Source organism: Micromonospora sp. NBC_01739 (assembly GCF_035920385.1).
Taxonomy (GTDB): Bacteria; Actinomycetota; Actinomycetes; order Mycobacteriales; family Micromonosporaceae; genus Micromonospora.
The window spans coordinates 5622095-5648677 of sequence record NZ_CP109151.1 but is presented as its reverse complement, the minus strand read 5'-3'; the positions used below and the strand labels follow the sequence as shown (position 1 = coordinate 5648677).

The window sequence follows — 26583 nt, the reverse complement described above, 5'->3', positions numbered from 1 at the left end:
GAATCGGGAGGACCACCGACGACGAGGCCCCCGGCGGATGCCGGGGGCCTCGTCGGTGCAGCGGATATTAGCGGTACGACCCGAAGTCGAAGTCGTCCAGCGGAACCGCCTGGCCGCTGGCCGGCCCGAAGCCGTAGTCGGTCTCCGGGTATCCGGTCATCGAGTAGACCTTGGCCTTGGCCTCCTCGGTCGGCTCGACCCGGACGTTGCGGTACTTGCTGATGCCGGTACCGGCCGGGATGAGCTTACCGATGATCACGTTCTCCTTGAGACCGATCAGCGAGTCGCTGCGGGCGTGGATCGCCGCGTCGGTCAGCACCCGGGTGGTCTCCTGGAAGGAGGCCGCCGAGAGCCAGGAGTCGGTGGCCAGCGAGGCCTTGGTGATACCCATCAGCACCGGACGTCCGGCTGCGGGCTCGCCGCCCTCGCCGACGAGCCGGCGGTTCTCCGACTCGAACAGCGCCCGGTCGACCAGCACACCCGGCAGGAACTCGGTCGAGCCGGAGTCGATGACCGTCACCCGCTTGAGCATCTGGCGGATGATGATCTCGATGTGCTTGTCGTGGATGAGCACACCCTGCGAGCGGTAGACCTCCTGGACCTCCTGGGTCAGGTGGACCTGGACCGCGCGCGGGCCGAGGATGCGCAGCAGCTCGTGCGGGTCGATGGTGCCCTCGGTGAGCTTCTCGCCGACCTCGACGTGGTCGCCGTCGTGCGCCCGCAGCCGGACCCGCTTCGAGATCTTGTCGTACACGATCTCGTCGCTGCCGTCGTCCGGGATCACGACGATCTTGCGCGACCGCTCGCCGTCCTCGATCCGGATCCGGCCGGGGGTGTCGGCGATCGGCGCCTTGCCCTTCGGGATCCGGGCCTCGAAGATCTCCTGGACACGGGGCAGACCCTGGGTGATGTCCTCACCCGCGACACCACCGGTGTGGAAGGTACGCATCGTCAGCTGGGTACCCGGCTCACCGATCGACTGGGCGGCGATGATGCCGACCGCCTCGCCGACGTCCACGATCTTGCCGGTCGGCAGCGAGCGGCCGTAGCACGCACCACAGACGCCCAGCTTCGACTCGCAGGTGAGCACGCTGCGCACCCGGACGGTCTCCACCCCGGCGGCGACGATCTTGTCGACCAGGATCGAGTTGATGTCCGAGCCCCGCTCGGCGACGACGGTGCCGTCCGGCCCCTTGATGTCGTCGGCCAGGGTACGGGCGTGCACGCTGGTCTCCGCGTGCTCGTGCACCACCAGCCGGCCGTCGAGCTGCTGACCGATCTGCATCGGGATGGCCCGGTCGGTACCGCAGTCCTCCTCGCGGATGATGACGTCCTGCGAGACGTCCACCAGACGACGGGTCAGGTAACCCGAGTCGGCGGTACGCAGGGCGGTGTCCGCGAGACCCTTACGGGCACCGTGGGTGGAGATGAAGTACTCCAGCACGGACAGACCCTCCCGGTAGCTGGCCTTGATCGGCCGCGGGATGATCTCACCCTTCGGGTTGGCCACCAGACCACGGATCGCCGCGATCTGCCGGAGCTGGAGCAGGTTACCGCGAGCACCCGAGTTGATCATCTTCCACAGTGGGTTCTCCTGCGGCAGCGCGGTGTCCATCTCCTTGGCGACCTCGTTGGTCGCCTTGGTCCAGATCTCGATGAGCTCGCCGCGACGCTCCTCGGCGGTCATCAGACCACGCTGGTACTGCTTGTCGATCCGGTCGGCTTCCTTCTCGTACTTCTCCAGGATCTCCCGCTTGCGCGGCGGAGCGATGACGTCCTCCATGCCGATGGTCACGCCGGACCAGGTGGCCCAGTGGAAACCGGCCTCCTTGAGCCCGTCGAGGGTGGCCGCCAGGGCCACCTTCGGGAACCGCTCGGCGAGGTCGTTGACGATCGCGGAGAGCTGACCCTTGCGGATCTCGTAGTTCACGTACCGGTAGCCCTGCGGCAGGGTCTCGTTGAACAGCACCCGGCCCAGGGTGGTCTCCACCGTCAGCGGCTGACCCGGGGTCCAGTCCTCCGGCGGGGTCCACGGCTGCCCACCAGCGCCGTTGTCGACCTCGACCACACCCTGCAGCCGGATCTTGACCGGTGCCTGGAGGTGCAGCTCGCCGTTGTCGTACGCCATCCGCGCCTCGGCGTCCGAGCTGAACGCCCGGCCCTCGCCCCGCTCACCGGTGGTGAGGTGGGTGAGGTGGTACAGGCCGATGACCATGTCCTGGGTGGGCATGGTGACCGGCTTGCCGTCGGCCGGCTTGAGGATGTTGTTCGACGACAGCATCAGGATCCGCGCCTCGGCCTGGGCCTCGGCGGACAGCGGCACGTGCACCGCCATCTGGTCACCGTCGAAGTCGGCGTTGAACGCGGTGCAGACCAGCGGGTGGATCTGGATGGCCTTGCCCTCGACCAGCTGCGGCTCGAAGGCCTGGATGCCCAGTCGGTGCAGGGTCGGTGCGCGGTTGAGCAGCACCGGGTGCTCGCCGATGACCTCTTCCAGCACGTCCCACACGACCGGCCGCTGCCGCTCGACCATCCGCTTGGCGGACTTGATGTTCTGGGCGTGGTTGAGGTCGACCAGCCGCTTCATCACGAACGGCTTGAACAGCTCCAGCGCCATCTGCTTGGGCAGGCCGCACTGGTGCAGCTTGAGCTTCGGGCCGACCACGATGACCGAACGGCCGGAGTAGTCGACGCGCTTGCCCAGCAGGTTCTGACGGAACCGGCCCTGCTTGCCCTTGAGCATGTCGGACAGCGACTTCAGCGGACGGTTACCCGGACCGGTGACCGGCCGGCCCCGACGGCCGTTGTCGAACAGCGCGTCGACGGCCTCCTGGAGCATCCGCTTCTCGTTGTTGACGATGATCTCGGGGGCGCCGAGGTCGATCAGTCGCTTGAGCCGGTTGTTCCGGTTGATCACCCGGCGGTACAGGTCGTTCAGGTCGCTGGTAGCGAACCGGCCACCGTCGAGCTGCACCATCGGACGCAGGTCCGGCGGGATCACCGGTACGCAGTCCAGCACCATGCCCAGCGGCGAGTTGCGGGTGTTCTGGAACGCCGCCACGACCTTCAGCCGCTTGAGCGCCCGGATCTTCCGCTGACCCTTACCGGTACGGATGGTCTCCCGCAGGCTCTCCGCCTCGGCGTCGAGGTCCATGTTCTGCACCAGGGCCTTGATCGCCTCGGCGCCCATGCCACCGGTGAAGTACTCGCCGAAGCGGTCCCGCAGCTCGCGGTAGAGCAGCTCGTCGGTGACCAGCTGCTTCGGCTCCAGCTTGCGGAAGGTGTCCAGCACCTCGTCCAGGCGGTCGATCTCGCGCTGGGCCCGGTCGCGGATCTGGCGCATCTCGCGCTCTCCGCCCTCCTTGACCTTGCGCCGGACGTCCGCCTTCGCGCCCTCGGCCTCCAGCTCGGCCAGGTCGGCCTCCAGCTTGGCGGCCCGCTTCTCGATCTCCGAGTCGCGGCTGTTCTCCGACTGCCGCTTCTCGGCCAGGATCTCGTTCTCGATGGTCGAGAGGTCACGGTGACGCGACTCGGCGTCAACGCTCGTCACGACGTACGAGGCGAAGTAGATGATCTTCTCGAGGTCCTTCGGGGCGAGGTCCAGCAGGTAACCCAGCCGGCTCGGCACACCCTTGAAGTACCAGATGTGGGTCACCGGGGCGGCCAGCTCGATGTGGCCCATCCGCTCCCGGCGGACCTTCGAGCGGGTCACCTCGACGCCGCAGCGCTCACAGATGATGCCCTTGAAGCGGACCCGCTTGTACTTACCGCAGTAGCACTCCCAGTCCCGCTGCGGACCGAAGATCTTCTCGCAGAAGAGCCCGTCCTTCTCCGGCTTGAGGGTGCGGTAGTTGATCGTCTCGGGCTTCTTGACCTCACCGTGCGACCACTGACGGATGTCGTCCGCAGTCGCAAGGCCGATGCGCAGCTCGTCGAAGAAGTTGACGTCGAGCACGTTATATCCCTCGTGTCGTGTCTGATCTGTAGCTAGCCCTCGGCGGGGTTGGGGGCCGGTCGACTCGCGTCGGGATCAAGCCTGACCGCCCAGAGCGAACCGGACGGCCCCCAACCTCCCCAATCACACCTCTTCGACCGAGCTCGGCTCACGCCGGGACAGGTCGATGCCGAGTTCCTCCGCGGCGCGGAACACCTCGTCGTCGGTCTCGCGCATCTCCAGGGCCACGCCGTCGCTGGAGAGCACCTCAACATTGAGGCACAGCGACTGGAGCTCCTTGAGCAGCACCTTGAACGACTCCGGGATGCCCGGCTCGGGGATATTCTCGCCCTTGACGATGGCCTCGTAGACCTTGACCCGACCGAGGACGTCGTCGGACTTGATCGTCAACAGCTCCTGCAGGGCGTACGCGGCACCGTAGGCCTGCATGGCCCAGCACTCCATCTCACCGAAGCGCTGGCCACCGAACTGCGCCTTACCACCCAGCGGCTGCTGAGTGATCATCGAGTACGGACCGGTCGACCGAGCGTGGATCTTGTCGTCGACCAGGTGGTTGAGCTTCAGGATGTAGATGTAGCCGACCGCGATCGGGTCCGGCAGCGGCTCGCCGGAGCGACCGTCGAACAGCTGCGCCTTGCCGGTGGCACCGATCAGCTGCTTGCCGTCCCGGTTGGGCAGGGTCGAGGCGAGCAGACCGGAGATCTCCTCCTCGCGGGCACCGTCGAAGACCGGAGTGGCCACGTTGGTGTCCGGCTCCGAGGAGTCCGCGCCGATGCTCTGCAGCTGACGCTTCCACTCGGCGTCGTCGCCCTCGACCTTCCAACCGGTCTTGGCCACCCAGCCCAGGTGGGTCTCCAGCACCTGCCCGATGTTCATCCGGCTGGGTACACCCAGCGGGTTGAGCACGATGTCGACCGGGGTGCCGTCCTCCAGGAACGGCATGTCCTCGACCGGCAGGATCTTGGAGATGACGCCCTTGTTGCCGTGCCGGCCGGCGAGCTTGTCGCCGTCCTGGATCTTCCGCTTCTGGGCGACGTAGACCCGCACCAGCTCGTTGACGCCCGGCGGCAACTCGTCGCCGTCCTCGCGGGAGAAGGTACGCACACCGATGACCGTGCCGGTCTCGCCGTGCGGCACCTTCAGCGAGGTGTCCCGGACCTCACGCGCCTTCTCACCGAAGATCGCGCGCAGCAGCCGCTCCTCCGGGGTCAGCTCGGTCTCACCCTTCGGGGTGACCTTGCCGACCAGGATGTCGCCGGGAACGACCTCGGCGCCGATCCGGATGATGCCGCGCTCGTCGAGGTCGGCGAGCATCTCCTCGCTGACGTTCGGGATGTCGCGGGTGATCTCCTCCGGGCCGAGCTTGGTGTCCCGGGCGTCGACCTCGTGCTCCTCGATGTGGATCGAGGTGAGCACGTCCTGCTGCACGAGGCGCTGCGACAGGATGATCGCGTCCTCGTAGTTGTGGCCCTCCCAGCACATGAACGCCACGAGCAGGTTGCGCCCGAGCGCCATCTCACCTTCGTCGGTGCACGGACCGTCGGCGATGACCTGGCCGGCCTCGACCCGGTCGCCCTCGAAGACCACCGGCTTCTGGTTGACGCAGGAGCCGGCGTTGGAGCGGCGGAACTTGTGCAGCAGGTAGGTACGGCGGTGGCCGTCGTCCTGGTGGACGGTGATGTAGTCGGCGCAGAGGTCCTCGACCACCCCGCCGACCTCGGCCACGACCACGTCACCGGCGTCGACGGCGGCACGGTACTCCATGCCGGTGCCGACGAGCGGGGACTCGGCCTTGACCAGCGGCACCGCCTGGCGCTGCATGTTCGCGCCCATCAGGGCCCGGTTGGCGTCGTCATGCTCCAGGAACGGGATCATCGCGGTCGCGACCGAGGTCATCTGCCGCGGCGACACGTCCATGTAGTCCACGGCCGCCGGGGGTACGTCCTCGGTCTCGCCGCCCTTACGACGGACCAGGACCCGGTCCTCGGCGAAGGTGCCGTCGGCCCGCAGCGGCGCGTTGGCCTGCGCCTTAACGAACCGGTCCTCCTCGTCCGCGGTCAGGTAGTCGATCTGGTCGGTGACCCGACCGTCGACGACCTTCCGGTACGGCGTCTCGATGAAGCCGAACGGGTTGACCCGGGCGAAGGTGGACAGGGCGCCGATCAGACCGATGTTCGGGCCTTCCGGCGTCTCGATCGGGCACATCCGGCCGTAGTGGGACGGGTGCACGTCACGGACCTCGAAGCCGGCCCGCTCCCGGGACAGACCACCCGGGCCGAGCGCGCTCAGCCGGCGCCGGTGGGTCAGACCCGCCAGCGGGTTGGTCTGGTCCATGAACTGGGACAGCTGCGAGGTGCCGAAGAACTCCCGGATCGCGGCCACCACCGGGCGGATGTTGATCAGGGTCTGCGGCGTGATCGCCTCGACGTCCTGAGTCGTCATCCGCTCGCGGACCACCCGCTCCATCCGGGAGAGGCCGACCCGAACCTGGTTCTGGATCAGCTCACCCACGGTACGCAGCCGCCGGTTGCCGAAGTGGTCGATGTCGTCGGCCTCGTAGCCCTCCTCACCGGCGTGCAGCCGGCAGAGGTACTCCACGGTGGCGACGATGTCGTCCTCGGTCAGGGTGCCGGTGGTGATCGGCACGCTCAGCTCGAGCTTCTTGTTGAACTTGTACCGACCGACCTTGGCTACGTCGTACCTCTTCGGGTTGAAGAAGAGGTTGTCGAGCAGAGTCTGGGCGTTCTCGCGGGTCGGCGGCTCGCCAGGGCGCAGCTTCCGGTAGATGTCGAGTAGCGCCTCGTCCTGGCCGGCGATGTGGTCCTTCTCGAGCGTGGTCATCATCAGCTCGGACCAGCCGAACTTCTCACGGATCCGCTCGGCCGACCATCCGATGGCCTTGAGCAGCACGGTGACGGCCTGCCGACGCTTACGGTCGATGCGGACGCCGACCGTGTCGCGCTTGTCGATGTCGAACTCCAGCCAGGCACCCCGACTCGGGATGACCTTGACGCTGGAGAGGTCGCGGTCGGAGGTCTTGTCCGGCTGCTTGTCGAAGTAGACGCCCGGGGAACGGACGAGCTGGCTGACCACCACCCGCTCGGTGCCGTTGATGATGAAGGTGCCCTTCGGCGTCATCATCGGGAAGTCACCCATGAACACCGTCTGGCTCTTGATCTCGCCGGTGGTGTTGTTGGTGAACTCTGCGGTCACGAACAGTGGCGCGCAGTAGGTGAGGTCCTTCTCCTTGCACTCCTCGATCGAGGCCTTGACCTCGTCGAAGCGCGGGGCGGAGAAGGACAGCGACATGGTGCCGGAAAAGTCCTCAATGGGACTGATCTCGTCGAGAATTTCCGCGAGACCCGAGCGTGCGTGCGGGTCGTCCGCCGACCGGCCCTGCCAAGCCTCGTTGCCGACGAGCCAGTCGAAGGACTCGTTCTGAATGGCGAGGAGGTTGGGGACCTCGAGGTGTTCGGTGATCCGGCCGAAGGAAACTCGGCGGGGAGCGAATGCGCTCGACGTACGACTGGTCTTCGCAGGGCGGGAAGCTGCCAAGATGCGTCCTTCCGAGGACCGGTGCTGCAGAACGGCTGGTACGCGTGCACTCCAATGACCCCACCAGAAAATATCCATAACCGGACATTTCCGAGCAGGGGTCAAGTCGGAAGGCAGCGCAAACTAGCAGTGTAGCCGAGAGGCTAACCGCTGTCCAGCCCATCCCGCAGGACGTCGCGGAACTGGTCTCGGGACCCTTGGATCGGGTCGTACCGGACCGCTCGGAACGCAACGTTCCCGCCGGGCCGCTCAGGTGCCCGCGGCAGTTGGTGCTGCCGCTGATCTACCCACGCAGTGGCCGTCGCAAGCGCGGAAGGTCTTGCTATGTCAGCGTGCCTGTCAGCCCATGGTCGCGTCAAGGGCCGAGATTGCCATCCGCTGCTCTTTCCCACCGTAGGGCCGGCCCTCCGCAGGGGTCAACGGATCCCCACGGCCTGCTCATGCCCGCTGCGCCTTGCGTCCACCAGCACGGCGGGCGGCAATCCGTCAGATCGGATTGCCGCCCGCCGCGACATGGTGTGCCCCGGCTCACGCGAGTCGGGACGGCCAGGTGGAGCTCAGGTCACTTGAGGGTGACCTTGGCGCCCTCACCCTCCAGCTTGGCCTTGGCCTTGTCGGCGGTCTCCTTGTTGACCTTCTCCAGCACGGCCTTGGGGGCCGACTCGACCAGGTCCTTGGCCTCCTTGAGGCCCAGGCCGGTCAGCTCACGCACGACCTTGATGACCTGGATCTTCTTGCCACCGTCGGCGTCGAGGACGACGTCGAACTCGTCCTTCTCCGGCTCGGCCTCGGCAGCGGCGCCACCGGCGGCCGGACCCGCCATCATCATCGCGGCCGGGGCGGCGGCGGTGACCTCGAAGGTCTCCTCGAACTGCTTCACGAACTCGGAGAGCTCGATCAGCGTCATCTCCTTGAACGCGCCGAGCAGCTCTTCGGTGCTGAGCTTCGCCATGTCTGGCGTCCTTTCCTAAAGGTTTAACTAAGAACGTGGGTGCGCCGTACGGCCTCAGGCCGCCTCGGCGTCTTCCTTCTCGCGCTTGTCCTGAAGGGCAGCCGCCAGACGGGCGGTCTTCGACAACGGGGCCTGGAACAGGGCCGCAGCCTTGCTCAGGTTGCCCTTCATCGCGCCGGCCAGCTTGGCCAGCAGCACCTCACGGGACTCCAGGTCGGCGAGCTTCGTGACCTCGGCCGCGGAAATGGCCTTGCCCTCGAAGACACCGCCCTTGATGACGAGCTTCGGGTTGGCCTTCGCGAAGTCGCGAAGCCCCTTCGCCGCCTCGACGACGTCGCCCGAAACGAAAGTCAGCGCGGTAGGACCGGTGAACAGCTCATCGAGGCCGGAGATGCCCGCGTCCGCCGCGGCACGCTTGGCCAGCGTGTTCTTGGCGACCGTGTAGCTGGTCTCCTGACCGAGCGAGCGCCGCAGCTGGGTGAGCTGGGAAACCGTCAGTCCGCGGTACTCGGTCAGCACGGTGGCACCCGCGCTGCGGAAGCTCTCGGTCAGCTCAGCAACAGCCGTGGCCTTGTCGGCCCGGATCGGCTTGTCCGCCATGTCCCTCCTCTCTCGTTACTCGAGGCTGGTCGCCAGCGCAGGCGGTCGCCTACGACTGGAGCGAGGGCGTCGCGACAACAGAAAAGCCCCGGCGCAGGGCGCACGGGGCGAGATGGGCAACCCTCACCGCAGTCGGCGGACCACGGGATGCTGCCGATGTTCGCTTACCGCCCTGCGCGGGTCGCCCGTCTTCGCGGAACCTTCGACCATGCCGAGGCACGGTGACCAGCGGTCTCTGGGTGGAACTTCACGCACGACAGAATCGTGCGACGTCAACAGGCTACGCGACCCCACCCCCACCCGCCAAATCGCCCCCACCCCCACCCTGCCCCACCCCGCACTGGCCCTGGGCCCCCGGCCCTCGCCCCGCCTTTGGCCCTCCGCCCTGGCCCTCGGCCCACGGCACTCGCCCCGCACTCGGTCCCCCGCCTTCGCCCCGCACTCGGTCCCCGCCCGCCCCGTTGATCATGAGGTTAGCCCGACCATCCGCCGGCACCACCTAGCTGGCGCCCGCCGTATCGCCGAAACGGCGGGGTCAGCCTCCACGGGACACCGCCGTTTCGGCGCAACGGAGTCGATCACGGAGAACGGAGCCGATCACCGCGCTGACCGCCACCGCCAGGGTGCCTGGGTGAGCGCCGAAACGCGCGAGCCCCGGCACACCCTGCGACAAACGCGGAAGGGCCCCGCCACGTACGCGTGGCAGGGCCCTTTCGGTGCGTCGTGCTCAGCTGTCGGCCGAGCCTTCCTGCAGGTTCTTCACCACGTTCGGGTCGACCGGGACACCCGGGCCCATGGTGGTGGTCAGGGTGACCTTCTTGAGGTACTTGCCCTTGGCCGCGGACGGCTTAGCCCGCAGGACCTCGTCGAGCACCGCGGCATAGTTGTCCACCAGCTGGGCCTCGGTGAAGGAGGCCTTGCCGATGATCAGGTGCAGGTTCGAGTGCTTGTCCACCCGGAAGGTGATCTTGCCACCCTTGATGTCGGTCACCGCCTTGGTGACGTCCATGGTCACCGTGCCGGTCTTCGGGTTCGGCATCAGACCGCGCGGGCCCAGGATCCGCGCGATCCGGCCGATCTTGGCCATCTGGTCCGGGGTGGCGATGGCCGCGTCGAAGTCCAGCCAACCACCCTGGATCCGAGCGACCAGCTCGTCGGTGCCCACCTCGTCGGCACCGGCGGCGACGGCCTCCTCGGCCTTCGCGCCGGCGGCGAAGACGATCACGCGGGCGGTCTTACCGGTGCCGTGCGGCAGGTTGACCGTGCCGCGGACCATCTGGTCCGCCTTACGGGGGTCGACGCCGAGGCGCATGGCGACCTCGACCGTGGCGTCGAACTTGGTGGCGGTGGTCTCCTTGGCCAGCTTCACGGCCTCGGCGGGGGTGTAGAGCTTGGACCGGTCGATGACCTCGGCGGCCTTGCGGTAGCTCTTGCTGCGCTGCATGTTCTGTCTACTCCTGTGGTCTCTGGCGGGCCGCGATGCTCGCGCGCCCTCCCACGATCCGTACGGGTCGGTGGTGGCCGAGGTCAGTCGGTGACGTCCAGGCCCATCGACCGGGCGGTGCCGGCGATGATCTTCTCAGCCTGCTCGAGGTCGTTGGCGTTGAGGTCGGCCATCTTCTTCTCGGCGATCTCCCGCACCTGGGCACGGGAAACCGTCCCGACCTTCTCCTTGTGCGGGACGCCCGAGCCCTTCTGCACACCGGCGGCCTTGATCAGCAGCCGGGCGGCGGGCGGGGTCTTCAGCACGAAGGTGAAGGACCGGTCCTCGTACACGCTGATCTCGGCGGGGACGATGTCGCCCCGCTGCGACTCGGTCTGCGCGTTGTACGACTTGCAGAACTCCATGATGTTCACGCCGTGCTGGCCGAGCGCGGGACCGACCGGCGGCGCCGGAGTGGCCTGGCCCGCCGGCAGCTGAAGCGTGAACGTCTTGACGAGCTTCTTCTTCGGAGGCATGTCTCTTCCTGGGGCTTGGAACTGGGAATGGTTCGCACCGACACCACCACCGGGCGCGCACGGTCAGCGCGGGAAGGCAGCGGCGACGTTCTAGGGTAGCGCAGGCGGGTGGCGGCTCACCCACGGAGGTTGCCCGGCGGGCGAGACAGACAGACAACGACCGCTGGCAACGGCCCAGAAGCCATCGCCAGCGGTCGTTGAATCAGATCTTGGCGACCTGGTTGAAGTTCAGCTCCACCGGCGTCTCACGGCCGAAGATCGACACCAGCACCTTGAGCTTCTGCTGGTCGGCGTTGATCTCGCTGATGGTGGCCGGCAGGGAGGCGAAGGCACCGTCGGTGACCGTGACCGAGTCGCCGACCTCGAAGTCGAGGACCTTGATCTCCGGCTTGGCCTTCTTCTGCTCGGTCTCCACCGCCGGGGCCAGCCACTTCAGCACCTCGTCGAGGCTCAGCGGCGCCGGGCGGTCGGCCCGGTCCGTGGCCCCCACAAAGCCGGTGACCCCGGGGGTGTTGCGTACGCAGGAGTACGACTCGGCCGTCAACTCCATCCGGACCAGGATGTAGCCGGGGAAGACCTTGGCCTGCACCTGGGACCGCTTGCCGTTCTTGACCTCGACCTCTTCCCGGGTCGGCACCTCGACCTGGTAGATGTAGTCCTCCATGTCGAGGGAGGTGATCCGGGTTTCGAGGTTGGTCTTGACCTTGTTCTCGTAACCGGCGTACGAGTGCACCACGTACCAGTCGCCGGGCGCGTAGCGCAGCTTCTGGCGCAGCTCGGCGACCGGGTCGTAGTCCTCCTCGGGCGCGGGCTCGGTCATCGCGAACTCCGGCTCGCTGGCGGCCTCGACCGACTCGTCGCCAGCCGCCGTCGCCACCGTGGACTGCTCGTCCGGGGTCTCGGCGGTCTCGTCGTACTCAGGCACGCTCGCTCACTTCCGTCACTATCGGCACAGTCAGCCGGTCAGCTGGGGTTGCCGAACACCCACAGCACGCCCTTCGCGAAAGCGAAGTCAAGGAGGGCCACGATCGCCAGCATCATCGACACGAACGCGACTACCACGCCCGTGTAGGTCAGCAGCTCCTTGCGGGTCGGCCAGATGACCTTACGCAGTTCCGCCACGACCTCGCGGATGAAACGCGCGATGCGGCCGAACAGGCCCACCTTCTCGCCATCGGTACGCGTCTTCGACCGGCTGTCGGCGGAATCCGCCTTGGCCCGCTCCCGGGTGGCGGTGCCGCCCCGGGTTACCGGCTCGTCCGCGTCGGTGGCGTCGTCGTCGGCGCCGTCACTGACGACCTCGTCGTTCAGGCGCTCGTCGTCGGCGTCCTCGCCGCGCCGCTTGTTGTCGGCCACTTCGCCCTCCGTCGCGGGATATCGGGGTCGTACGCGGTTCGCGTACGCGGCGTCTGGTCACGCCAGCCGGACCCAACCGTCCCGGGACGGGCCGCGGCCGGCGGATCTGCCGGAAGGCCCCGATGCCTCGGAACCTCCCCGCCGATGCCACCACCACGGGCCGGACGCCACCTTTCGGTGGCGCGACCCACGGAACGGTCAGGCCTGAGGCGCAGGGGTGACAGGACTTGAACCTGCAGCCTGCGGTTTTGGAGACCGCTGCTCTGCCAATTGAGCTACACCCCTATGCGGCAACGCTCATCCCCCCAGGTCACACGACCAGGCAGGAGTCACTTGCCCCACGGCGGACCAGTGTACGGGTACTAACCCGAGTTTCCCAACCGGTCTGGCCATCGCGCCCTGCGGAGCAGGTCAGCCCGCCGTCCGAACGGTGGCCCGAGCCTGCGACAACACCTTGTCTCCCTGACAGGTCGCGGTGATGTCTAGCCTGGTCAGACCCGCTTCGGTCACCTCGCGGACCACTGCGGTCACCACGATCTCGGTGCCTTCGTCGTCATCGGGAACCACCACCGGGCGGGTGAACCGGACCCCGTAGTCGACGACCGCGTCGGGCGCGCCGGCCCAGGCGGTGACCGCGCGACCGACCAGGGCCATGGTGAACATGCCGTGCGCGATCACCCCGGGCAGGCCCACTCCGGTGGCGAAGCGGTCGCTCCAGTGGATCGGGTTGAAGTCGCCGGAGGCGCCCGCGTAGCGGACCAGGTCCGCCCGGGTCACCCGGAACGTCTGGGTGGGCAGTTCCATCTCAGGCCTCCCCGCGTACGACGAGCTTCATCCAGGCGGTGACCACCGGCTCGCCGGCGGTCGTGCGGACCTCGGTCCGACTGGTCACGAAATCGTGACCACCGCGGCTGGTGATCTCCTCGATGTTGTTGACACAGACCAGCTCGTCGCCGGCCACCACCGGACGGGTGTACGCGAACCGCTGATCGCCGTGGAGCACCCGGCTGTAGTCGATGCCGAGGTCCGGGTCCTCGATCATCTGCTGGTTGGCGGCCATGGTGAGCACGATCGGGAAGGTCGGCGGCGCAACCACGTCCGGGTGGCCCAGGGCACGGGCGGCCTCCGGGTCGTGGTGGGCGGGATCGGTGGCGCCGATCGCACGCGCGAACTCACGGATCTTCTCGCGGCCCACCTGATAGGGGGCGGTCGGCGGATAGGTCCGGCCGATGAAGGAGTGGTCCAGGGACATGCCGCCGAACCTACACGCACAACAAGATCGCCGATCCACGCGGTCGGGAACGGCCTACGGCTGCGCCCACCGGGTGAACCGGCGATCTTCGTTGTTCAGGGTGCCGGGCGATACCCGGCGAGGTTCAGCGCGTCTCGCGGTGAACGGTGTGCCGCCCGTCCCGGGGGCAGAACTTCTTCAGCTCGATGCGGTCCGGGTCGTTACGACGGTTCTTGCGCGTGATGTAGTTGCGCTCCTTGCACTCCACACACGCCAAAGTGATCTTCGGCCGGACATCGGTCGCCTTCGCCACGGCGGAGTGCCTTCCTCGCTAACGGATACAACTACGGCGTCAAAGCCTACGCGCCGCCGGGGCGGACACGCAAAGTGGGCGCCTGTGGCGCCCGTCCCACTGACCACCGGGTTCACCGGCGGCGGAGAGTAGCGGTGGCCGGACTTGAACCGGCGACACAGCGATTATGAGCCGCTTGCTCTGCCATCTGAGCTACACCGCCGTGGTGGGCCCAGCCGGACCCTCTGAGCCCCCTTACGGAATCGAACCGTAGACCTTCTCCTTACCATGGAGACGCTCTGCCGACTGAGCTAAGGGGGCCTGCGCGATCACTCCGTGGCCGCGCAGAGGTAAGAGTACACGGCCATCCCGGGCTGGTGAAATCGGATCCCCGGTGCCAGCGTATGCCCAGGTCAGGGCACTGCGCGCAGGCGCGGCAGCTCCCGGTTGGAGATCGAGTCGGGGTCCACCCGGGCACCGAACCAGGCCTCCAACCGCTCGTACGGCAGGGGCCGGCTGAACAGGAATCCCTGCCCGATCTCGCAGCCGATGTCCTGGAGCAGCTCCAGGGTCAGCTCGCTCTCCACGCCCTCGGCCACCACGGTCAGCCCGAACTGCTGGGAGAGGGTGACCACCGCGTTGACGATCGCCAGGTCCCCCGGGTCGGTCGCCATGCCCTGCACGAAGGAGCGGTCCACCTTGACCTCGTGCACCGGCAGCCGGCGCAGATGGGCCAGGGAGGAGCTGCCGGTGCCGAAGTCGTCCACCGACAGCCGTACGCCCAGATCACGCAGCCGACGCAGGCTCGGGATCGGCCGGTCGGTGCCGTCGAGCACCCCGGCCTCCTCGATCTCCAGGGTCAACAACTGCGGTGGTACGCCGTACTCCGCCAGGAGGTCCCGGACCTGCTCGGGGAAATGCTCGTCGTTGAGCGTTCGCGCGGAGAGGTTGACCGAGACGGCGAGCGCCTGGCCGCCGTGCGCCCAGTCGCGGCTGTGCCGCAGCCCCTCCCGGAGCACGAACTCGGTGAGCCGACCGAGCTGGCCGGTGTGCTCGGCGACCGCGACGAAGTCCGCCGGGGAGACCGTGCCGTGGGTCGGGTGCTCCCAGCGGGCCAGGCACTCCACCCCGACCAGCCGGCGGTCCCGCAGGGTCACCTTGGGCTGGTAGTAGATCTCCAGATCGCCGTTGTCCAGGGCGCTGCGCAGGTCTCCGGCCAGCCCCAGGCGACGCAGCGAACGCGACTCCAGCGCCGGGTTGTACAGCTGCACGCTGCCCGGCACCGACTTCGCGGCGCTCGCCGCCACGTCCACCCGTTGCAGCAGGGTGGCCGGGTCGCTGCCGTGATCCGGATGTACGACGACCCCGACGGCGGTGTCCACGTCCAGGGTCAGGGCGTCGAAGACCATCTCGTCGCGGATCTGCTCGCGGAGCTGACCGGCGAGTTCCACCGCCGCTTCGGCGCTCTCCAGCCGCAGGGTCACCAGGAACTCGTCCCCACCGGCCCGGCCGACCAGGGCGGCCGACGGCACGCAGCCCCGCAACCGGTTGGCCACCTCGGTCAGGACCTTGTCCCCGGCGGCGTGCCCCAGCGACTCGTTGACCTGACGCAGCCGGTCGACGTCGAACAGCAGCAGCGCGACCACCTCACCGGGGGCCCGGATCCGGACCGCCTCGGCTAGCGCGCCGAGGATCCGGCGCCGGTTCGGCAGCTTGGTGAGCCCGTCGTGGTACGCGTCGTGGCGCAGCCGGTCGACCAGGCGGGAGTTCTCCAGGGCGACCGCGGCGTGGGCGCTGACCGTCTGGAGGACCGGCACATCCGCCGGACGGAAGGAGTTGACGTCACCGAGGCGGTTCGCCACCTCCAGGGTGCCGATGACCGCCTTGCCCGACCGCAGCGGCACCACGATCACGTCCTTGGCGGCACGTCCCAACGACTCCCGAAGCTGGGGGTCGGCGGCGAAGCGGCTGCCCACCGCCACCGTCGCCTGACGGGCCACCGCCGCCTCCCGCAAGGCCTGCGGGGTCAGCGCCGAGTCGAGCAGACCGGACTTGCCCTCCTGGGCGGTCAGCAGCACCTCCGGGTGCCGCCCCTGGGCGGGCAACCACAAGGTGGCGTACTCGGCCTGCATGAGGCCGCGGATGCGGACCAGCAGGGCGTCGATGAGATTGCCGTCCGACCCGCTCTCGGTGATCGCCTTGGTCAGCTCGTACATCTCCGTCAGCGTGCGGTGCTGCCGGATGACCTGCGTGTAGGTGTCGTAGACGAGGGCGAACGCCACCGCCAGACCGGCGAAGAGGAGAAGCGCCCACGGCGTGGTCTCCAGGCCGATGATGATCAGGATGCCGATGGAGAGATTGATCGCCACGGTGAGCGACATCGGCGGTACAGCGCGGATCAACTCCCGGCCGGACTGCCAACCCTGCACGACGGAGATCACCGCGACCACGGCGACGAACCCGACGAGGGCGTGGGTGCCGATCGCCGCGAGCAGCAACCCCCAGGTCGCCGGCCCGACATTCTCCGGGGTCGGCAGAACGGTGTAGACCGTCGTGGCCAGGGCGGTCGCCGCCGCCGCGAGGGCCACATTGAACCAGAGCTTCGGCGGCAGCAGCTTGCGGCGCCACTGCACCACCAGAGTGGCCACGGTGTACGCCAATACCACCGACAGCGGTGGCAGCACGAACAGCGCGACGACGAGCGGAATCTCGGTGAAGGTGGTGCCCAGCGCCTGCCGGCGTACCACCACGTTGATGGTGGGAATCGCGGCAATGATCATCGCCGCTGTCAGCAGCAGCGTGAGCAGCCAGTCACCGAGTGCGGGCCGAGCGGTCAGGCCCAGCAGAAGTGAGAAGAGGACCGCACAGAGCGCGAGCGGAGCCGTGATCAGCCAGGCCCGCTCGGTCCGTCCACGAGGAGAGCCAGACCTAGGCGACGTCATGGCTCTCCTCGCGACGTGGGGTGCTCGAGGTGGCGAGCCCGGTCAGGACGGGGAGCGCGTCAGCGCACCTGCGAACCCAACGTCGGCATCTGCCATTCGATGCCGTGGGTCCGAACCTCGAACTCGCTGGCGACACCGGCCGCGACCACCAGACCGGAAACAAGCAGAAGGGAGCCGAGTAGCCGGCCCAGACGGTGAGCAGACATGAGCGCTCCTGGCGGGGTGACGGATGTGCGTAACGGGGCTATCCGATGGTGCCACAGCCAGCCGGGCGGTGGAAAGTTCACAAACCCGATGTCGGTCGGGTTGTCGCCCGACATTGCCCATACGTTCCCCGTCGCACCACTTTCGACCAGGTCAGGGGCGCCATCACCACCGCCTGCCGGAAGAACACACCAACCGCGCATACGTTACTTAGACGGCTTAGCGGGTCTAGCGGACCCACCTTCCGGTCAATGATTTTTATCGATAGTGCTCTATAACATCATCGCGGACGTCCAGTCAATACACCCCCGACGTCCGCCTCCCCCTCCCGGCCGCCGCCCGCCCCGACGACCCGACGCCACTACCGACAGCCAGGCTCAGCCGACCAGGACCAGAGTAGGCGTGACGAACCAGTTCAGTCACCCCCATGAATGGATGATTCAACCGCTCAGTCAGGAAATACACTGTTGAAGCGGCCATGAGGATGTGCTGAGACCCAGCAGAAGCCCTCGCCCACTTCTCCGACCTGTCGCCACCCACAGCCAGTAGCCGGCACAGACAGTCTGCGACTGCCGCTGGGGCTGCGGAACAAGCCAGCCCTACCGAGGAGAACAGGACATCAGCAGCGCACGGGCCAATCGCCGTTCCTAGCACGGGGGCCGGCGGGCAACTGTGGACAGCAACCACATCGGACCGCGGCGCAGCAGCGAGTGCGGGACCGCTGGTACGGCGAGCTGGCGAATCGGTAGGGTCTGGCCGCCCCGGCTGTGCGGGCTGTGCCGCGAAGGCGGGAGGGTCATGGGTCACGGGGAACAAGCTGCACATGACCATGAGTCGTGGGAGTCGCTCGTCTCGGCGGCCCGCGACAGGGTCGGGCAGCGGCATGCAGCGATGATCTCCGACCACGGGCTCAGCGGCGATGCGCAGTACCACTGGTCGATGGACGACGCCACCATCTCCTGGTCACGCGACGGCCGGGACTCCCTCCACGGCCGAATCACGATGATCGGCAGCGTGGACCACGTCCAGCAGACATGGTTGTGGTCCTGGGCCAACGACTCACTCCCACCGGCGGTGCTCGGTGACATCACCGACGTTCGCCGCTACGGAGAAGAACGCTCATTCCCCTTGTTGATGTCGCCGAGCTTCCGTGCCGAGCAGAAGCCGGTGGCGCAGGCCAGGATCGTCGCTGCCGACGTGCTGGCGGCCGAAGGTCTATGGTTCGAGCCCGGCGACGAACTGGACCTGCATTTCGCCATTCACGATCTGCGCCGTGTCTAAGGGGCGACTCCAGCGAGGGCGGGCGGCGTCGATGAACATGCCGCACGATCACAAGTTCGGCGGTTCGCTCGACGCAGCGAACGTCTGCACGGCGTGGAGCAAGCGGTCGAGGAAGGTGGGCAGGTCCGGGGCGACTACATCGAAGCGCGGGTCTTCTGAGGTGTAGATGCCGTCGAGGACCAGGCCCGGTGGGAGTCGGTAGACGGGTGAACCGGCGGGCGTGGCTAACGCGTACTGGGTGCCGCCGCCATCGCTGGCGAATACGACAACGTCGCCGACATGGCGGCCACGTACGTGCCGGAGGTCGCGTGACTCGTGGGTGTGGGCCACGTCCGAGGCCGTGTGCAGGAAGAACCCGTTACCGATGGCCGGTAGGTCGACGGCGCCGACCGTTGCGTACAGGTCCACGAGGTCGTCGGGGATCGCGGGACGGACAGCAGCGATCGGGTCCGGCTCGCGGACGACGTTCTCGCCCGGCGGGTACCCGTAGCGGTCTTCGAAGTCGAGCACTGCGGAGGCGACCGCCTTCCGCAGATCCTCGCGCCAGGTCTGCCCACGTCCAGCCCCGGCGCTCACCGCAGCATGTCTGCAATACCAGTCTGCGGATCCACCGCGATCGACAGCGTGCGAAGCGCGCCGTGGTCGGTCATGTCTCGGGGAGCGAAGTCAAAGACAATGTGCGTCTTGACTCCGTCGAGGGTTCTCACGGAGTCCTGCCGCGAGCCGGCAAGCTCCCATGCTTGGTTCCACCCGCCGCCAAGCCGCCCGGCGAACTCTGCGACGGCGAGTTCTCGCGCACGCTCCATGTCCATGACAACATTCTCGGCCCCGAGGCACTGGCGTGCCGCCCCCGGACGGTGCAAGGACAAAGCGGCGAACGCATGCGACACAGCCAGTGAGACCAACGTAATCGGCCCCTGATCAGCATTCCTGCTGGTCAGGGGCCGTTTCTGCACCTGGTGGCGGGTAGAGGATTCGAACCTCTGTAGCTTTCGCGACGGATTTACAGAGCGCCAAGTTCAAGGCGCCGACCAGGGCAAGTGTGCACTAATCAAGGTCTAGCGACACAAGTACGACACGTCGCCTGCCCACTGGGCACTACCGACAGCCGAGGGACGGCCAGCTAGTACGGCAGCCGCCGTTCGGGATCATGGCTGAAGTTCGAGGTTGAGGCGGCGTGTGTAGTGGGATCGTCGGGCTCGGGCTTGGTGCTGCCGCCGCCATCCTGACCAGTGCAAACGGTGGGCGAGGTCGCTGATCGGGCGGATGATGCAGGCGTTGATCAGGCGGCGGACCTCGTTGACGGTCAGCTTGATCAGTCCGGTGTCGGTCGGGTCGTCGTGGGTCGCGTCGGCAGCGCAGATCGCCAGGACGGCGAGGGCGGCCAGGGCCAGGGTGGTGAACCGGTGCCAGGAGTCCCAACGGCGGACCTGGTGCTGATCCAGGCCGACCTGGCCCTTGGCGGCCTGGAAGCTCTCCTCGACGGTCCAGCGGATGCCGGCGATCCGCACGAGTTGGGCAAGGGTGGCTGGCGTGGGGGTCCAGCAACGGTAGAAGGCCAGCTCACCGGTGCTGGTGTTGCGGCGGATCAGCAGGCTGTGGTGGCCGCCGTCGTCGGGGTCAGCGTCGGTGCACACGTCATCCAGCCAGGCCCAGTCGTAGAAGCGGGGGCCCTTGGATCCGGCGCCAGCGCTGCGGCGCTGCCACGCCGAGGCGGGCATGTCGGCGGCGATCCGGTCGGCGCGAACTCGGGCCTTGCCGCCGTCGAGCGGAACCAGGTGGCTGCGGGACACGGCCAGGACGTAGCCGAGGTCGTGTCCGCGCAGATGAGCGCGGAAGGCGGCGCTGTTGCCGTATGCCTCGTCCGCAGCGACCCAGCCTGCCGGCACCCCGGCGTCGAGGGCCGTGGTGATCATGTCCGCCGCCAACTCTGACCTGGTGGCGAACTCGATCTCGTCGGGCACGCCGGCGGCGTGGCAGCGGTCCCGGTCGTCGGTCCACGACGCTGGTAGATACACCCGTCGGTCGATCAGGGTGTGTCCGTCCCGGCCGGCGTAGCCCAGGAACACCCCGACCTGGCTGTTCTCGATTCGCCCGGCGGTGCCGGTGTACTGGCGCTGCACCCCAACCGTGTGGGTGCCCTTCTTCAGGTCGCCGGTCTCGTCGACGACCAGGACCGCGTCCGGACTGCCGAACCGGTCGGTGATCAGTTGCCGCAGGTCGTCGCGGACAGCGTCGGCGTCCCACACCGCCCGGTACAGCAGCCGCTGCATCGCATCCGGCCGGGCGTGCCCGGCCTGCTCGGCCAACTGCCAACACGTCTTGACCTCAAGATCGGACAGCAGCCCCGTCACGAACTGTCCCGCCACACGACGCGGCTCCACTCGCCCGAACCGGCCCGCGAAGCAGCCCAGCACCTCGGCCAGCACCCGCTCCCACCGACCAACAGCTACGCTGTGGCACGCGGCCACCGCAAGATCTGATGTTGTGTCCACAACGCACAGACGATCACGCGGTGGCCGCCTCGCGTTCACCCCGGTTCACCAGCAAGATCTCAAACGGCGGCTGCCGTACTAGGAGGTCTCAACTGCGTCGTCGATCACCACGAGGGGAAAGCCGCCCTGTCGTGGCGTGTTTACCTGGACGCGGTCGACCACGGCAGCGATAGCGTGATACAGCCGGTTGGCCTGCTCCTCCTGTGCAGGAGTCGGAGACGCCTTCCACCCGATCTCCATGCCAGACGGAGTGGCGTATATGTCGTTGCGGCGGTACCGAGGCAGGTACCAGAGCGTGGAGACCAGTTCGGCAAGCTTGGCCCCAGACAGTCGCACCTTCACCAGCCCTTCATCGGCCCGGACGACGCTATCCGCCGGATCTTTGGTCCACTTGCCGTCCACCAACCAGGGCCCCGACATCACATTGAGCGCTGATTGCCATGTGTCAATATGACACTGCAAGATCACTGCGGACAGGCCGGAGCACTTCCGCACTCGGGCTCGATGAACTTCAGGGCTGCTCGACTCGATGGCAGCACGGCGCGCTTGGGCTGCCACATCCCGCTCCCGACGCTCCTCTTCGGTCAGATGCCCGCGCATGATACGGATGCTGTCTGCCAGCCCCATCAGCACTCCTAGGATGAGAGTTCATCGACCATCGCAACCGAATCTTACGATCGGTGCATCGATGCGCAACCCTGCGTGCATGAGTGGCGCAGGGGCGCACGTCACACCTTCGCCATCAACGCTTCCGCGACAGCTTTCATGGTGGTTACGACAGCGTCTGCCCCTGCGACGTACATGGCCTCCTGCTTGCCCATCCGGTTGGCGAAACCAATGAGCCTTTTCCAAGCTGATCTTGCAGCTCAGGGTGGGTGCGGCAGGCCCGGTGATCGGTGGGTGCGAGGCTCCAGGTAGGACAGCTGTCGACCAAGACTCGAAGCCCCGACCGGGAGCCTCGCCATGCTGTCCTACCCTGCCACGATTCCGTTGTCCAGCCGCACCCTGAACTACCTCGCCGAACGCATCCGCGGTCACCGCAAGCAGCGCCGCTCCCGGTGGCGGCGTCTCGAACCCGGCCGGCAGGCGCTGCTGGCTCTGGCCCATCTGCGTAACGGCGACACCTACACCCGACTCGCGGCCGGCTTCGCCATCGGCGTCGCCACCGCCTGGCGCTACGTGCAGGAGGCGATAGCCCTGCTCAGCTCGGCAGCCGACGACCTGGACACCGCCATGGAACGGATCCGTCGGCTGGCGTACGCGATCCTGGACGGCACCCTGATACCGATCGACCGGGTCGCCGACCAGAAGCCGTACTACTGCGGGAAACACAAGCACCACGGCGTGAACGTGCAGGTCATCGCCGATGCCGCTGGCCGGCTCGTCTGGGCTTCACCGGCGCTGCCCGGTTCGGTCCATGACCTGACCGCAGCCCGGACTCACGGCATCATCGACGCGCTGAGCAGGGCAGACGTGATGACCTTCGCTGACAAGGGCTACCAAGGAGCCCGCGGCAGCGTGCGCACGCCATTCAAGCGGCGCCGCTTCCGCCCAAAGCTGTCACGCCGGCAGAAAGCCGTGAACCGTGCCCACGCGAAGATCCGCGCTCGCGGCGAACGCGCGATCGCCACCCTCAAGACCTGGAAGATCCTGACCAAGCTGCGCTGCTGCCCACGCCGAGCGACCCCGATCGTGCAGGCCATCCTCGTCCTGCACCACGTCGAGACCGACCGCTACGCAGGATGAAAAAGGCTCAATGACTCTCACCGAAGCGGCACACGCGCCCTCGATGTCCGAGAGCGAGTCACCGATCAGCACGGGAGTGTGTCGTTTTCCGTGTTTGGGCCTGTGGTGTGATCGAGGTTGTTAGATGGTGTGCTTCACCTGCGCGAAGACGAGTACGAGCGACCCGCCCAAACCGGGGGATGGGGTGTGCTGCACCTGACCGGCTCAACGGTGGCCGTTGGCAAGGATTGGGGCGACGGTGGCGACACTGCCGAGAATCGCGAACTAAAGCACCGAGCAAAGGCAGCCACCCGGGATGTGCCCGTGCCGCCGCCGCTCGTGCGCCTAATTGACCACCACATCAACGAGTACCCGCCCGGATCGAACGGCAGGCTGTTCGTCACCCGACGCGGCCCCGGCGGACGGTACGTGCCCACCGCCGGTCAGCCGATCCCGAACAACACCTACGGCAAGGCATGGCGGGACGCACGAGCAAAGGTCCTCACCCCGGCTCAGCAACGCTCACCCCTGGCCCGCCGTCCGTACGACCTGCGACACGCCGCCGTGTCCCTCTGGCTCAACGCCGGAGTACCCGCTACCCAGGTCGCCGAGTGGGCGGGGCACAGTGTGCATGTGCTCATGCGGGTCTATGCGAAGTGCGTCTATGGCCAAGAGGAAGCTGCGCGACGACGGATTGAGTCTGCTCTAGGCGCACTGTCGTCGAAGTAGGCGGCCCTACTGCCGACATGCGTCCAGATGCATGGCATCCCCAACGCTGACCATCGCGACTACAACATCTGCCTCCTTGGCTTCACCTCGCGCATAGTCGCGCACAACCACGTAAAGGTCACTCGCCTCACGGGCCATGTCCGGCCCACCGAGGATCATGACCTGCATACGTAGGCCAGACATCTCGGCCAACAACTCGACAACCTCGGGCGGCAACTGCACGTCAGCCGCCTCACCTTCGAGCTGGATTTCGTCATCGTCGGGTTCTTCACGGCCTACCAGTTGAAAGAGGGCAGCCGTCTTCTTTCGCTCGAGAGAAATCCTGTTTCGGACGTTATCCGCCAAGCTGAGGAACTTGGCATACAGCACCCGCTTTTCGTCTAGAAGAGCTTTCGTCAGAGCTGATTCAGACTGAACCTTGGCCAGCTCAACCTGCGTCCGTCGCCCAGACTTGGCGGTCAAGGCCGATGCCGTAACACCGGCCAATGCCCCGACCATCGCTCCGACCACCGTCCCTGCCGGAGCCAACCACTCCCACGCCATCCGACCATGATGGCGGCACCTCGCAACATGATCGGCCGGCGACACACATGCGACACAGCCAGCGAGACCGAACGAGACCGAATGACACAGAGCGAGACTCACGAAAGAGGCCCCTGCCCAGCGTTCCTGCTGGTCAGGGGCCTCTTTGTGCTCCTGGTGGCGGGTAGAGGATTCGAACCTCTGTAGCTTTCGCGACGGATTTACAGTCCGCTCCCATTGGCCGCTCGGGCAACCCGCCAGGGCACACCTCCGCACCGTGGTGCGGCGGCGGAAGCAAGGATAGCGGTTCCTACTGGCTTCGCCGCAACCGGGTACCGTCAGGGGGTCGCGCCCCTGGTCATCCAGGGGCAAACGATCACAAACAGCCGGACAGCAGGAGTATGAGCATGGCAGCGAACCCGTCGTTCGACATCGTCAGCAAGGTTGACCGCCAGGAGGTCGACAACGCCCTTCGCCAGGCAGAGAAGGAGCTTGCGACGCGGTTCGACTTCCGGGGTACGGGTGCGGAGATCTCCTGGTCGGGCGAGGAGGCGATCAGCCTCCAGGCGGAGACCGAGGAGCGGGTACGGGCCGCGCTGGAGGTCTTCCGGGAGAAGCTGATCAAGCGGAACATCTCGCTGAAGTCGCTGGACGCGGGCGATCCTCGTTCGTCGGGCAAGATCTTCAAGATCGACGCCAAGGTGGTGCAGGGCATCGACCAGGAGAAGGCCAAGGCGATCAGCAAGAAGATCCGCGACGAGGGGCCCAAGGGCGTACAGGCGCAGATCCAGGGCGACCAGCTTCGCGTGACAGGCAAGAAGAAGGACGACCTTCAGGCCGTCATCACCCTGCTCAAGGCGGAGGACTTCGGCGTCGCCCTCCAGTTCACCAACTACCGGTAAGCATCACCCGGCCGTCCGTGGAATTGCGTCCCAGGCAGACGGCGTTGCCGACGGCTGTCGTCGGCGCTGCTGCCCATGACCACTGGCGCCGACCTGGTTCCGTCTGAACTGTCGGTGGTCATGGGCAGATCACGCCGAGGATGCGGGCGAGCTGGTTGATCGTGGTCGGGCCGTCCGGGTCGCGAGCGACTCGAGACGACCGGCAACAGGTCGGGATGTAGGGGTGGAGGAGGCCCCCATCATTCCCGCCTGCCCGAGTTCGGTCGGTGCAGGTTGCGGCCGGGCGGGCCCCGGTGGGCGCGCCGTATCGCCGGAACGGCGGGGTGCGCGGCGGTGGGAGACCGCCACTACGGCGTAACGGAGTCGATCACCGCCCGTCGGTCGACCGCCGGCCCGAGCGGGGGTCGCTCTTGGGCGACTGCGGCGCAGGGCAGCGGCGGGGTCAGCGGTTGAAGATCAGCAGGAGCACGATGGTGCCGATGGCGCTGACCACGATCGAGCCCAGGCAGCCGAGACGGTTCGAGAAGAAGGCGAACATGCCTCGGTGATACCCACCGGCGCCCCGGTCAGACCGGGGCGGGGGTTTCCACGCGTACGGAGGCGGCTTCTGCTCGGGCGATGGGGCCGGCGGGCAGGGCGGCGATGGCGGCCCCGGCGGCGACCGCCGCACCGGCGAACAGGAAGGCCCAGGGCACCCCACCGGCGTGGTCGATGATCAGGCCGGCCACCGCGCCACCGGCGGCGCTGGCCCCGACGGACATGGTGACCACCCAGGTGTACGCCTCGTTCAGCATGCCGGCCGGGGAGATTCGCCCGACCAGGGTGTTCTCCAGGGTCAGGGCCGGTGCGATGGTGGCCCCGCCGACGATCAGGGCGACGCCGAGCGCCAGGGGGGTGGGCATCACGGCGAAGACGACGAAGCTGCCCGCCACCGCCGTCAGTAGCCAGGCGAACTGTCGGGTCATGTTGGGGGCCGGGCGGCGGATTCCGAACCAGAAGCCGCCTACCGCGCTGCCGATGCCCCAGACGGCCAGGAGTATCCCGGCCAGGCTGTCCGGGTCGTCGGCGGTGTAGCGGGTGGCGAAGGCGGGCACGGTGACCCCGGCCGCACCGAAGGCGATGCCTAGGCTGGCCACGCAGAGCAGCAGGGCCGGGAATCCGCCGAGCCGCAGCGGGCCCAGTCCTCGGGTGCGGTGGTCCCGGGAGTGCGGCTGCCAGCCGCGCATGGTCTGGCCGAGCGCCACGGCCACGGTGCCGAAGAGGGTCACCACGGCTGAGCCGATCAGGGCGGCCCCGGCGTCGGCGAACATGACGAAGCCGGCGACCAGCAGGGGGCCGAGCACGAAGACGACCTCGAACAGGGTGGTCTCCGCGGCCAGGGCGGTGTTGCGCAGGTGGTACCGGCCGGAGGCGACGCTGGTCAGGTCGTTCCAGGCGCCTCGGATGGCGGCGGTCAGCGGGGGGTAGGTGGCGCCGGCCACGGCGGCGGCGACCAGGACCAGGGCGAAGGGGGTCTGCTCGGAGCGGGCCGACCAGAGCAGGCCGATCAGGGCCAGGGGGTGGGCGATCGCGGTGCCGATCAGTACCGGGGTGGGGCCGATGCGGTCGGCGACGCGCCCGGCCACCGGGCTCAGGGCGGCGCCGGCCAGGGCGTAGGCGCCACCGGCCAGGGCGGCCAGCGAGTAGCGGCCGGTGACCTCCTCGATGACCAGCAGCAGGGCCAGCGGGGTCATGCCGATCCCGAGTCGCCCGATGATGCCGGTGATCAACAGGGTCGGCGCCCCGGGAAGGTGCCAAACGCCCAGGTAACGGCGCAGACCAGCCACCGAGGACCTCCACAAGTGTAATGAGTGAGAGCGGTTTGAACCCTAACGCTGCCCGGC

22 protein-coding genes, 4 tRNA genes and 1 pseudogene are annotated in these 26583 nt (G+C 67.5%); 4 read left to right on the top strand and 23 right to left on the bottom strand.

Going from position 1 to position 26583, the window contains the following annotated elements; all coding sequences use genetic code 11:
* Nucleotides 1-67 precede the first annotated feature (67 nt).
* The 16 genes from OIE53_RS25630 to OIE53_RS25555 form a co-directional block, all read right to left on the bottom strand.
* Nucleotides 68-3955 (bottom strand): DNA-directed RNA polymerase subunit beta', encoded by a 3888-nt coding sequence (locus OIE53_RS25630; protein WP_327024026.1) that lies wholly within the window; start codon nucleotides 3953-3955, stop codon nucleotides 68-70.
* A gap of 123 nt (nucleotides 3956-4078) precedes the next feature.
* Nucleotides 4079-7510, bottom strand: a complete 3432-nt coding sequence (gene rpoB, locus OIE53_RS25625; protein ID WP_327024025.1) for a DNA-directed RNA polymerase subunit beta — start codon at nucleotides 7508-7510, stop codon at nucleotides 4079-4081.
* Between the two features lie 562 nt (nucleotides 7511-8072).
* Complete coding sequence (gene rplL / locus OIE53_RS25620; protein WP_327024024.1) at nucleotides 8073-8462, bottom strand: 50S ribosomal protein L7/L12; 390 nt, start codon at nucleotides 8460-8462, stop codon at nucleotides 8073-8075.
* Nucleotides 8463-8516: 54 nt separating this feature from the next.
* The gene (gene rplJ / locus OIE53_RS25615; protein WP_327024023.1) at nucleotides 8517-9062 is read right to left on the bottom strand and encodes a 50S ribosomal protein L10; all 546 of its coding nucleotides are present in this window, start codon (nucleotides 9060-9062) and stop codon (nucleotides 8517-8519) included.
* 727 nt (nucleotides 9063-9789) lie between these two features.
* A complete protein-coding gene (gene rplA, locus OIE53_RS25610; RefSeq protein ID WP_327024022.1) occupies nucleotides 9790-10506 on the bottom strand; it encodes a 50S ribosomal protein L1 in 717 nt (238 codons plus the stop codon).
* Between the two features lie 83 nt (nucleotides 10507-10589).
* A complete protein-coding gene (gene rplK, locus OIE53_RS25605) occupies nucleotides 10590-11021 on the bottom strand; it encodes a 50S ribosomal protein L11 (RefSeq protein ID WP_327024021.1) in 432 nt (143 codons plus the stop codon).
* A 202-nt stretch (nucleotides 11022-11223) separates the two neighbouring features.
* Entirely contained in the window at nucleotides 11224-11946 is a 723-nt protein-coding gene (gene nusG, locus OIE53_RS25600; RefSeq protein ID WP_102658898.1) for a transcription termination/antitermination protein NusG, read from the bottom strand.
* 38 nt (nucleotides 11947-11984) lie between these two features.
* Complete coding sequence (gene secE, locus OIE53_RS25595) at nucleotides 11985-12377, bottom strand: preprotein translocase subunit SecE (RefSeq protein ID WP_327024019.1); 393 nt, start codon at nucleotides 12375-12377, stop codon at nucleotides 11985-11987.
* Nucleotides 12378-12589: 212 nt separating this feature from the next.
* Nucleotides 12590-12662: transfer RNA gene (locus OIE53_RS25590), tRNA-Trp, on the bottom strand.
* A gap of 126 nt (nucleotides 12663-12788) precedes the next feature.
* A complete protein-coding gene (locus OIE53_RS25585; RefSeq protein WP_327024018.1) occupies nucleotides 12789-13181 on the bottom strand; it encodes a MaoC family dehydratase in 393 nt (130 codons plus the stop codon).
* A gap of 1 nt (nucleotide 13182) precedes the next feature.
* The gene (locus OIE53_RS25580) at nucleotides 13183-13629 is read right to left on the bottom strand and encodes a MaoC family dehydratase N-terminal domain-containing protein (RefSeq protein WP_327024017.1); all 447 of its coding nucleotides are present in this window, start codon (nucleotides 13627-13629) and stop codon (nucleotides 13183-13185) included.
* Nucleotides 13630-13753: 124 nt separating this feature from the next.
* A complete protein-coding gene (rpmG, locus tag OIE53_RS25575; RefSeq protein WP_007073056.1) occupies nucleotides 13754-13921 on the bottom strand; it encodes a 50S ribosomal protein L33 in 168 nt (55 codons plus the stop codon).
* Nucleotides 13922-14050: 129 nt separating this feature from the next.
* Nucleotides 14051-14123, bottom strand: a tRNA-Met gene (locus tag OIE53_RS25570).
* A 25-nt stretch (nucleotides 14124-14148) separates the two neighbouring features.
* Nucleotides 14149-14221: transfer RNA gene (locus OIE53_RS25565), tRNA-Thr, on the bottom strand.
* Nucleotides 14222-14313: 92 nt separating this feature from the next.
* A complete protein-coding gene (locus OIE53_RS25560; RefSeq protein WP_327024016.1) occupies nucleotides 14314-16842 on the bottom strand; it encodes a putative bifunctional diguanylate cyclase/phosphodiesterase in 2529 nt (842 codons plus the stop codon).
* Between the two features lie 59 nt (nucleotides 16843-16901).
* Nucleotides 16902-17048 (bottom strand): hypothetical protein, encoded by a 147-nt coding sequence (locus tag OIE53_RS25555; protein ID WP_327024015.1) that lies wholly within the window; start codon nucleotides 17046-17048, stop codon nucleotides 16902-16904.
* A gap of 796 nt (nucleotides 17049-17844) precedes the next feature.
* On the opposite strand from OIE53_RS25555, the gene OIE53_RS25550 reads away from it, so the two are divergent.
* Nucleotides 17845-18327, top strand: a complete 483-nt coding sequence (locus OIE53_RS25550; RefSeq protein ID WP_327024014.1) for a DUF6882 domain-containing protein — start codon at nucleotides 17845-17847, stop codon at nucleotides 18325-18327.
* A 48-nt stretch (nucleotides 18328-18375) separates the two neighbouring features.
* Here OIE53_RS25550 and OIE53_RS25545 read toward each other — a convergent pair whose 3' ends face one another.
* The 4 genes from OIE53_RS25545 to OIE53_RS25530 all read right to left on the bottom strand — a co-directional run bounded on the left by OIE53_RS25545 (nucleotide 18376) and on the right by OIE53_RS25530 (nucleotide 21449).
* The gene (locus OIE53_RS25545) at nucleotides 18376-18903 is read right to left on the bottom strand and encodes a hypothetical protein (RefSeq protein ID WP_327024013.1); all 528 of its coding nucleotides are present in this window, start codon (nucleotides 18901-18903) and stop codon (nucleotides 18376-18378) included.
* On the bottom strand, nucleotides 18900-19139 hold the full coding sequence (locus OIE53_RS25540; RefSeq protein WP_327024012.1) for a hypothetical protein: 240 nt from the start codon (nucleotides 19137-19139) through the stop codon (nucleotides 18900-18902). The genes OIE53_RS25545 and OIE53_RS25540 overlap by 4 nt, the downstream gene beginning before the upstream one ends.
* Before the next feature lie 336 nt (nucleotides 19140-19475).
* Complete coding sequence (locus tag OIE53_RS25535) at nucleotides 19476-20741, bottom strand: IS701 family transposase (RefSeq protein ID WP_327027039.1); 1266 nt, start codon at nucleotides 20739-20741, stop codon at nucleotides 19476-19478.
* Nucleotides 20742-20900: 159 nt separating this feature from the next.
* Nucleotides 20901-21449 (bottom strand): hypothetical protein, encoded by a 549-nt coding sequence (locus tag OIE53_RS25530; RefSeq protein WP_327024011.1) that lies wholly within the window; start codon nucleotides 21447-21449, stop codon nucleotides 20901-20903.
* A gap of 336 nt (nucleotides 21450-21785) precedes the next feature.
* Between OIE53_RS25530 and OIE53_RS25525 the strand changes: the two genes are divergently transcribed.
* A complete protein-coding gene (locus tag OIE53_RS25525; protein WP_327024010.1) occupies nucleotides 21786-22568 on the top strand; it encodes a transposase family protein in 783 nt (260 codons plus the stop codon).
* A gap of 129 nt (nucleotides 22569-22697) precedes the next feature.
* A pseudogene (locus tag OIE53_RS25520) lies at nucleotides 22698-23276 on the top strand (integrase); the annotation flags it as partial.
* Nucleotides 23277-23282: 6 nt separating this feature from the next.
* Here the strand turns inward: OIE53_RS25520 and OIE53_RS25515 are convergent.
* The gene (locus OIE53_RS25515) at nucleotides 23283-23819 is read right to left on the bottom strand and encodes a hypothetical protein (protein ID WP_327024009.1); all 537 of its coding nucleotides are present in this window, start codon (nucleotides 23817-23819) and stop codon (nucleotides 23283-23285) included.
* 154 nt (nucleotides 23820-23973) lie between these two features.
* Nucleotides 23974-24057, bottom strand: a tRNA-Tyr gene (locus OIE53_RS25510).
* Nucleotides 24058-24205: 148 nt separating this feature from the next.
* Between OIE53_RS25510 and OIE53_RS25505 the strand changes: the two genes are divergently transcribed.
* Nucleotides 24206-24700 carry a YajQ family cyclic di-GMP-binding protein gene (locus tag OIE53_RS25505; RefSeq protein WP_327024008.1) on the top strand — a complete coding sequence of 165 codons (495 nt, stop codon included), beginning with the start codon at nucleotides 24206-24208 and terminating at the stop codon, nucleotides 24698-24700.
* Nucleotides 24701-25266: 566 nt separating this feature from the next.
* On the opposite strand, the gene OIE53_RS25500 is transcribed toward OIE53_RS25505, so the two are convergent.
* Nucleotides 25267-26526 carry an MFS transporter gene (locus OIE53_RS25500; RefSeq protein WP_327024007.1) on the bottom strand — a complete coding sequence of 420 codons (1260 nt, stop codon included), beginning with the start codon at nucleotides 26524-26526 and terminating at the stop codon, nucleotides 25267-25269.
* Nucleotides 26527-26583: the final 57 nt, after the last annotated feature.

Bases quoted from the DNA above. Each gene is read 5' to 3' on its own strand.
- rplL (WP_327024024.1), bottom strand. From the start codon at position 8,462: ATGGCGAAGCTCAGCACCGAAGAGCTGCTCGGCGCGTTCAAGGAGATG.
- rplJ (WP_327024023.1), bottom strand. From the start codon at position 9,062: ATGGCGGACAAGCCGATCCGGGCCGACAAGGCCACGGCTGTTGCTGAG.
- rplA (WP_327024022.1), bottom strand. From the start codon at position 10,506: ATGCAGCGCAGCAAGAGCTACCGCAAGGCCGCCGAGGTCATCGACCGG.
- rplK (WP_327024021.1), bottom strand. From the start codon at position 11,021: ATGCCTCCGAAGAAGAAGCTCGTCAAGACGTTCACGCTTCAGCTGCCG.
- OIE53_RS25585 (WP_327024018.1), bottom strand. From the start codon at position 13,181: ATGGAACTGCCCACCCAGACGTTCCGGGTGACCCGGGCGGACCTGGTC.
- OIE53_RS25580 (WP_327024017.1), bottom strand. From the start codon at position 13,629: ATGTCCCTGGACCACTCCTTCATCGGCCGGACCTATCCGCCGACCGCC.
- OIE53_RS25560 (WP_327024016.1), bottom strand. From the start codon at position 16,842: ATGACGTCGCCTAGGTCTGGCTCTCCTCGTGGACGGACCGAGCGGGCC.
- OIE53_RS25555 (WP_327024015.1), bottom strand. From the start codon at position 17,048: ATGTCTGCTCACCGTCTGGGCCGGCTACTCGGCTCCCTTCTGCTTGTT.
- OIE53_RS25550 (WP_327024014.1), top strand. From the start codon at position 17,845: ATGGGTCACGGGGAACAAGCTGCACATGACCATGAGTCGTGGGAGTCG.
- OIE53_RS25540 (WP_327024012.1), bottom strand. From the start codon at position 19,139: ATGGACATGGAGCGTGCGCGAGAACTCGCCGTCGCAGAGTTCGCCGGG.
- OIE53_RS25530 (WP_327024011.1), bottom strand. From the start codon at position 21,449: ATGGGGCTGGCAGACAGCATCCGTATCATGCGCGGGCATCTGACCGAA.
- OIE53_RS25525 (WP_327024010.1), top strand. From the start codon at position 21,786: ATGCTGTCCTACCCTGCCACGATTCCGTTGTCCAGCCGCACCCTGAAC.
- OIE53_RS25515 (WP_327024009.1), bottom strand. From the start codon at position 23,819: ATGGCGTGGGAGTGGTTGGCTCCGGCAGGGACGGTGGTCGGAGCGATG.
- OIE53_RS25505 (WP_327024008.1), top strand. From the start codon at position 24,206: ATGGCAGCGAACCCGTCGTTCGACATCGTCAGCAAGGTTGACCGCCAG.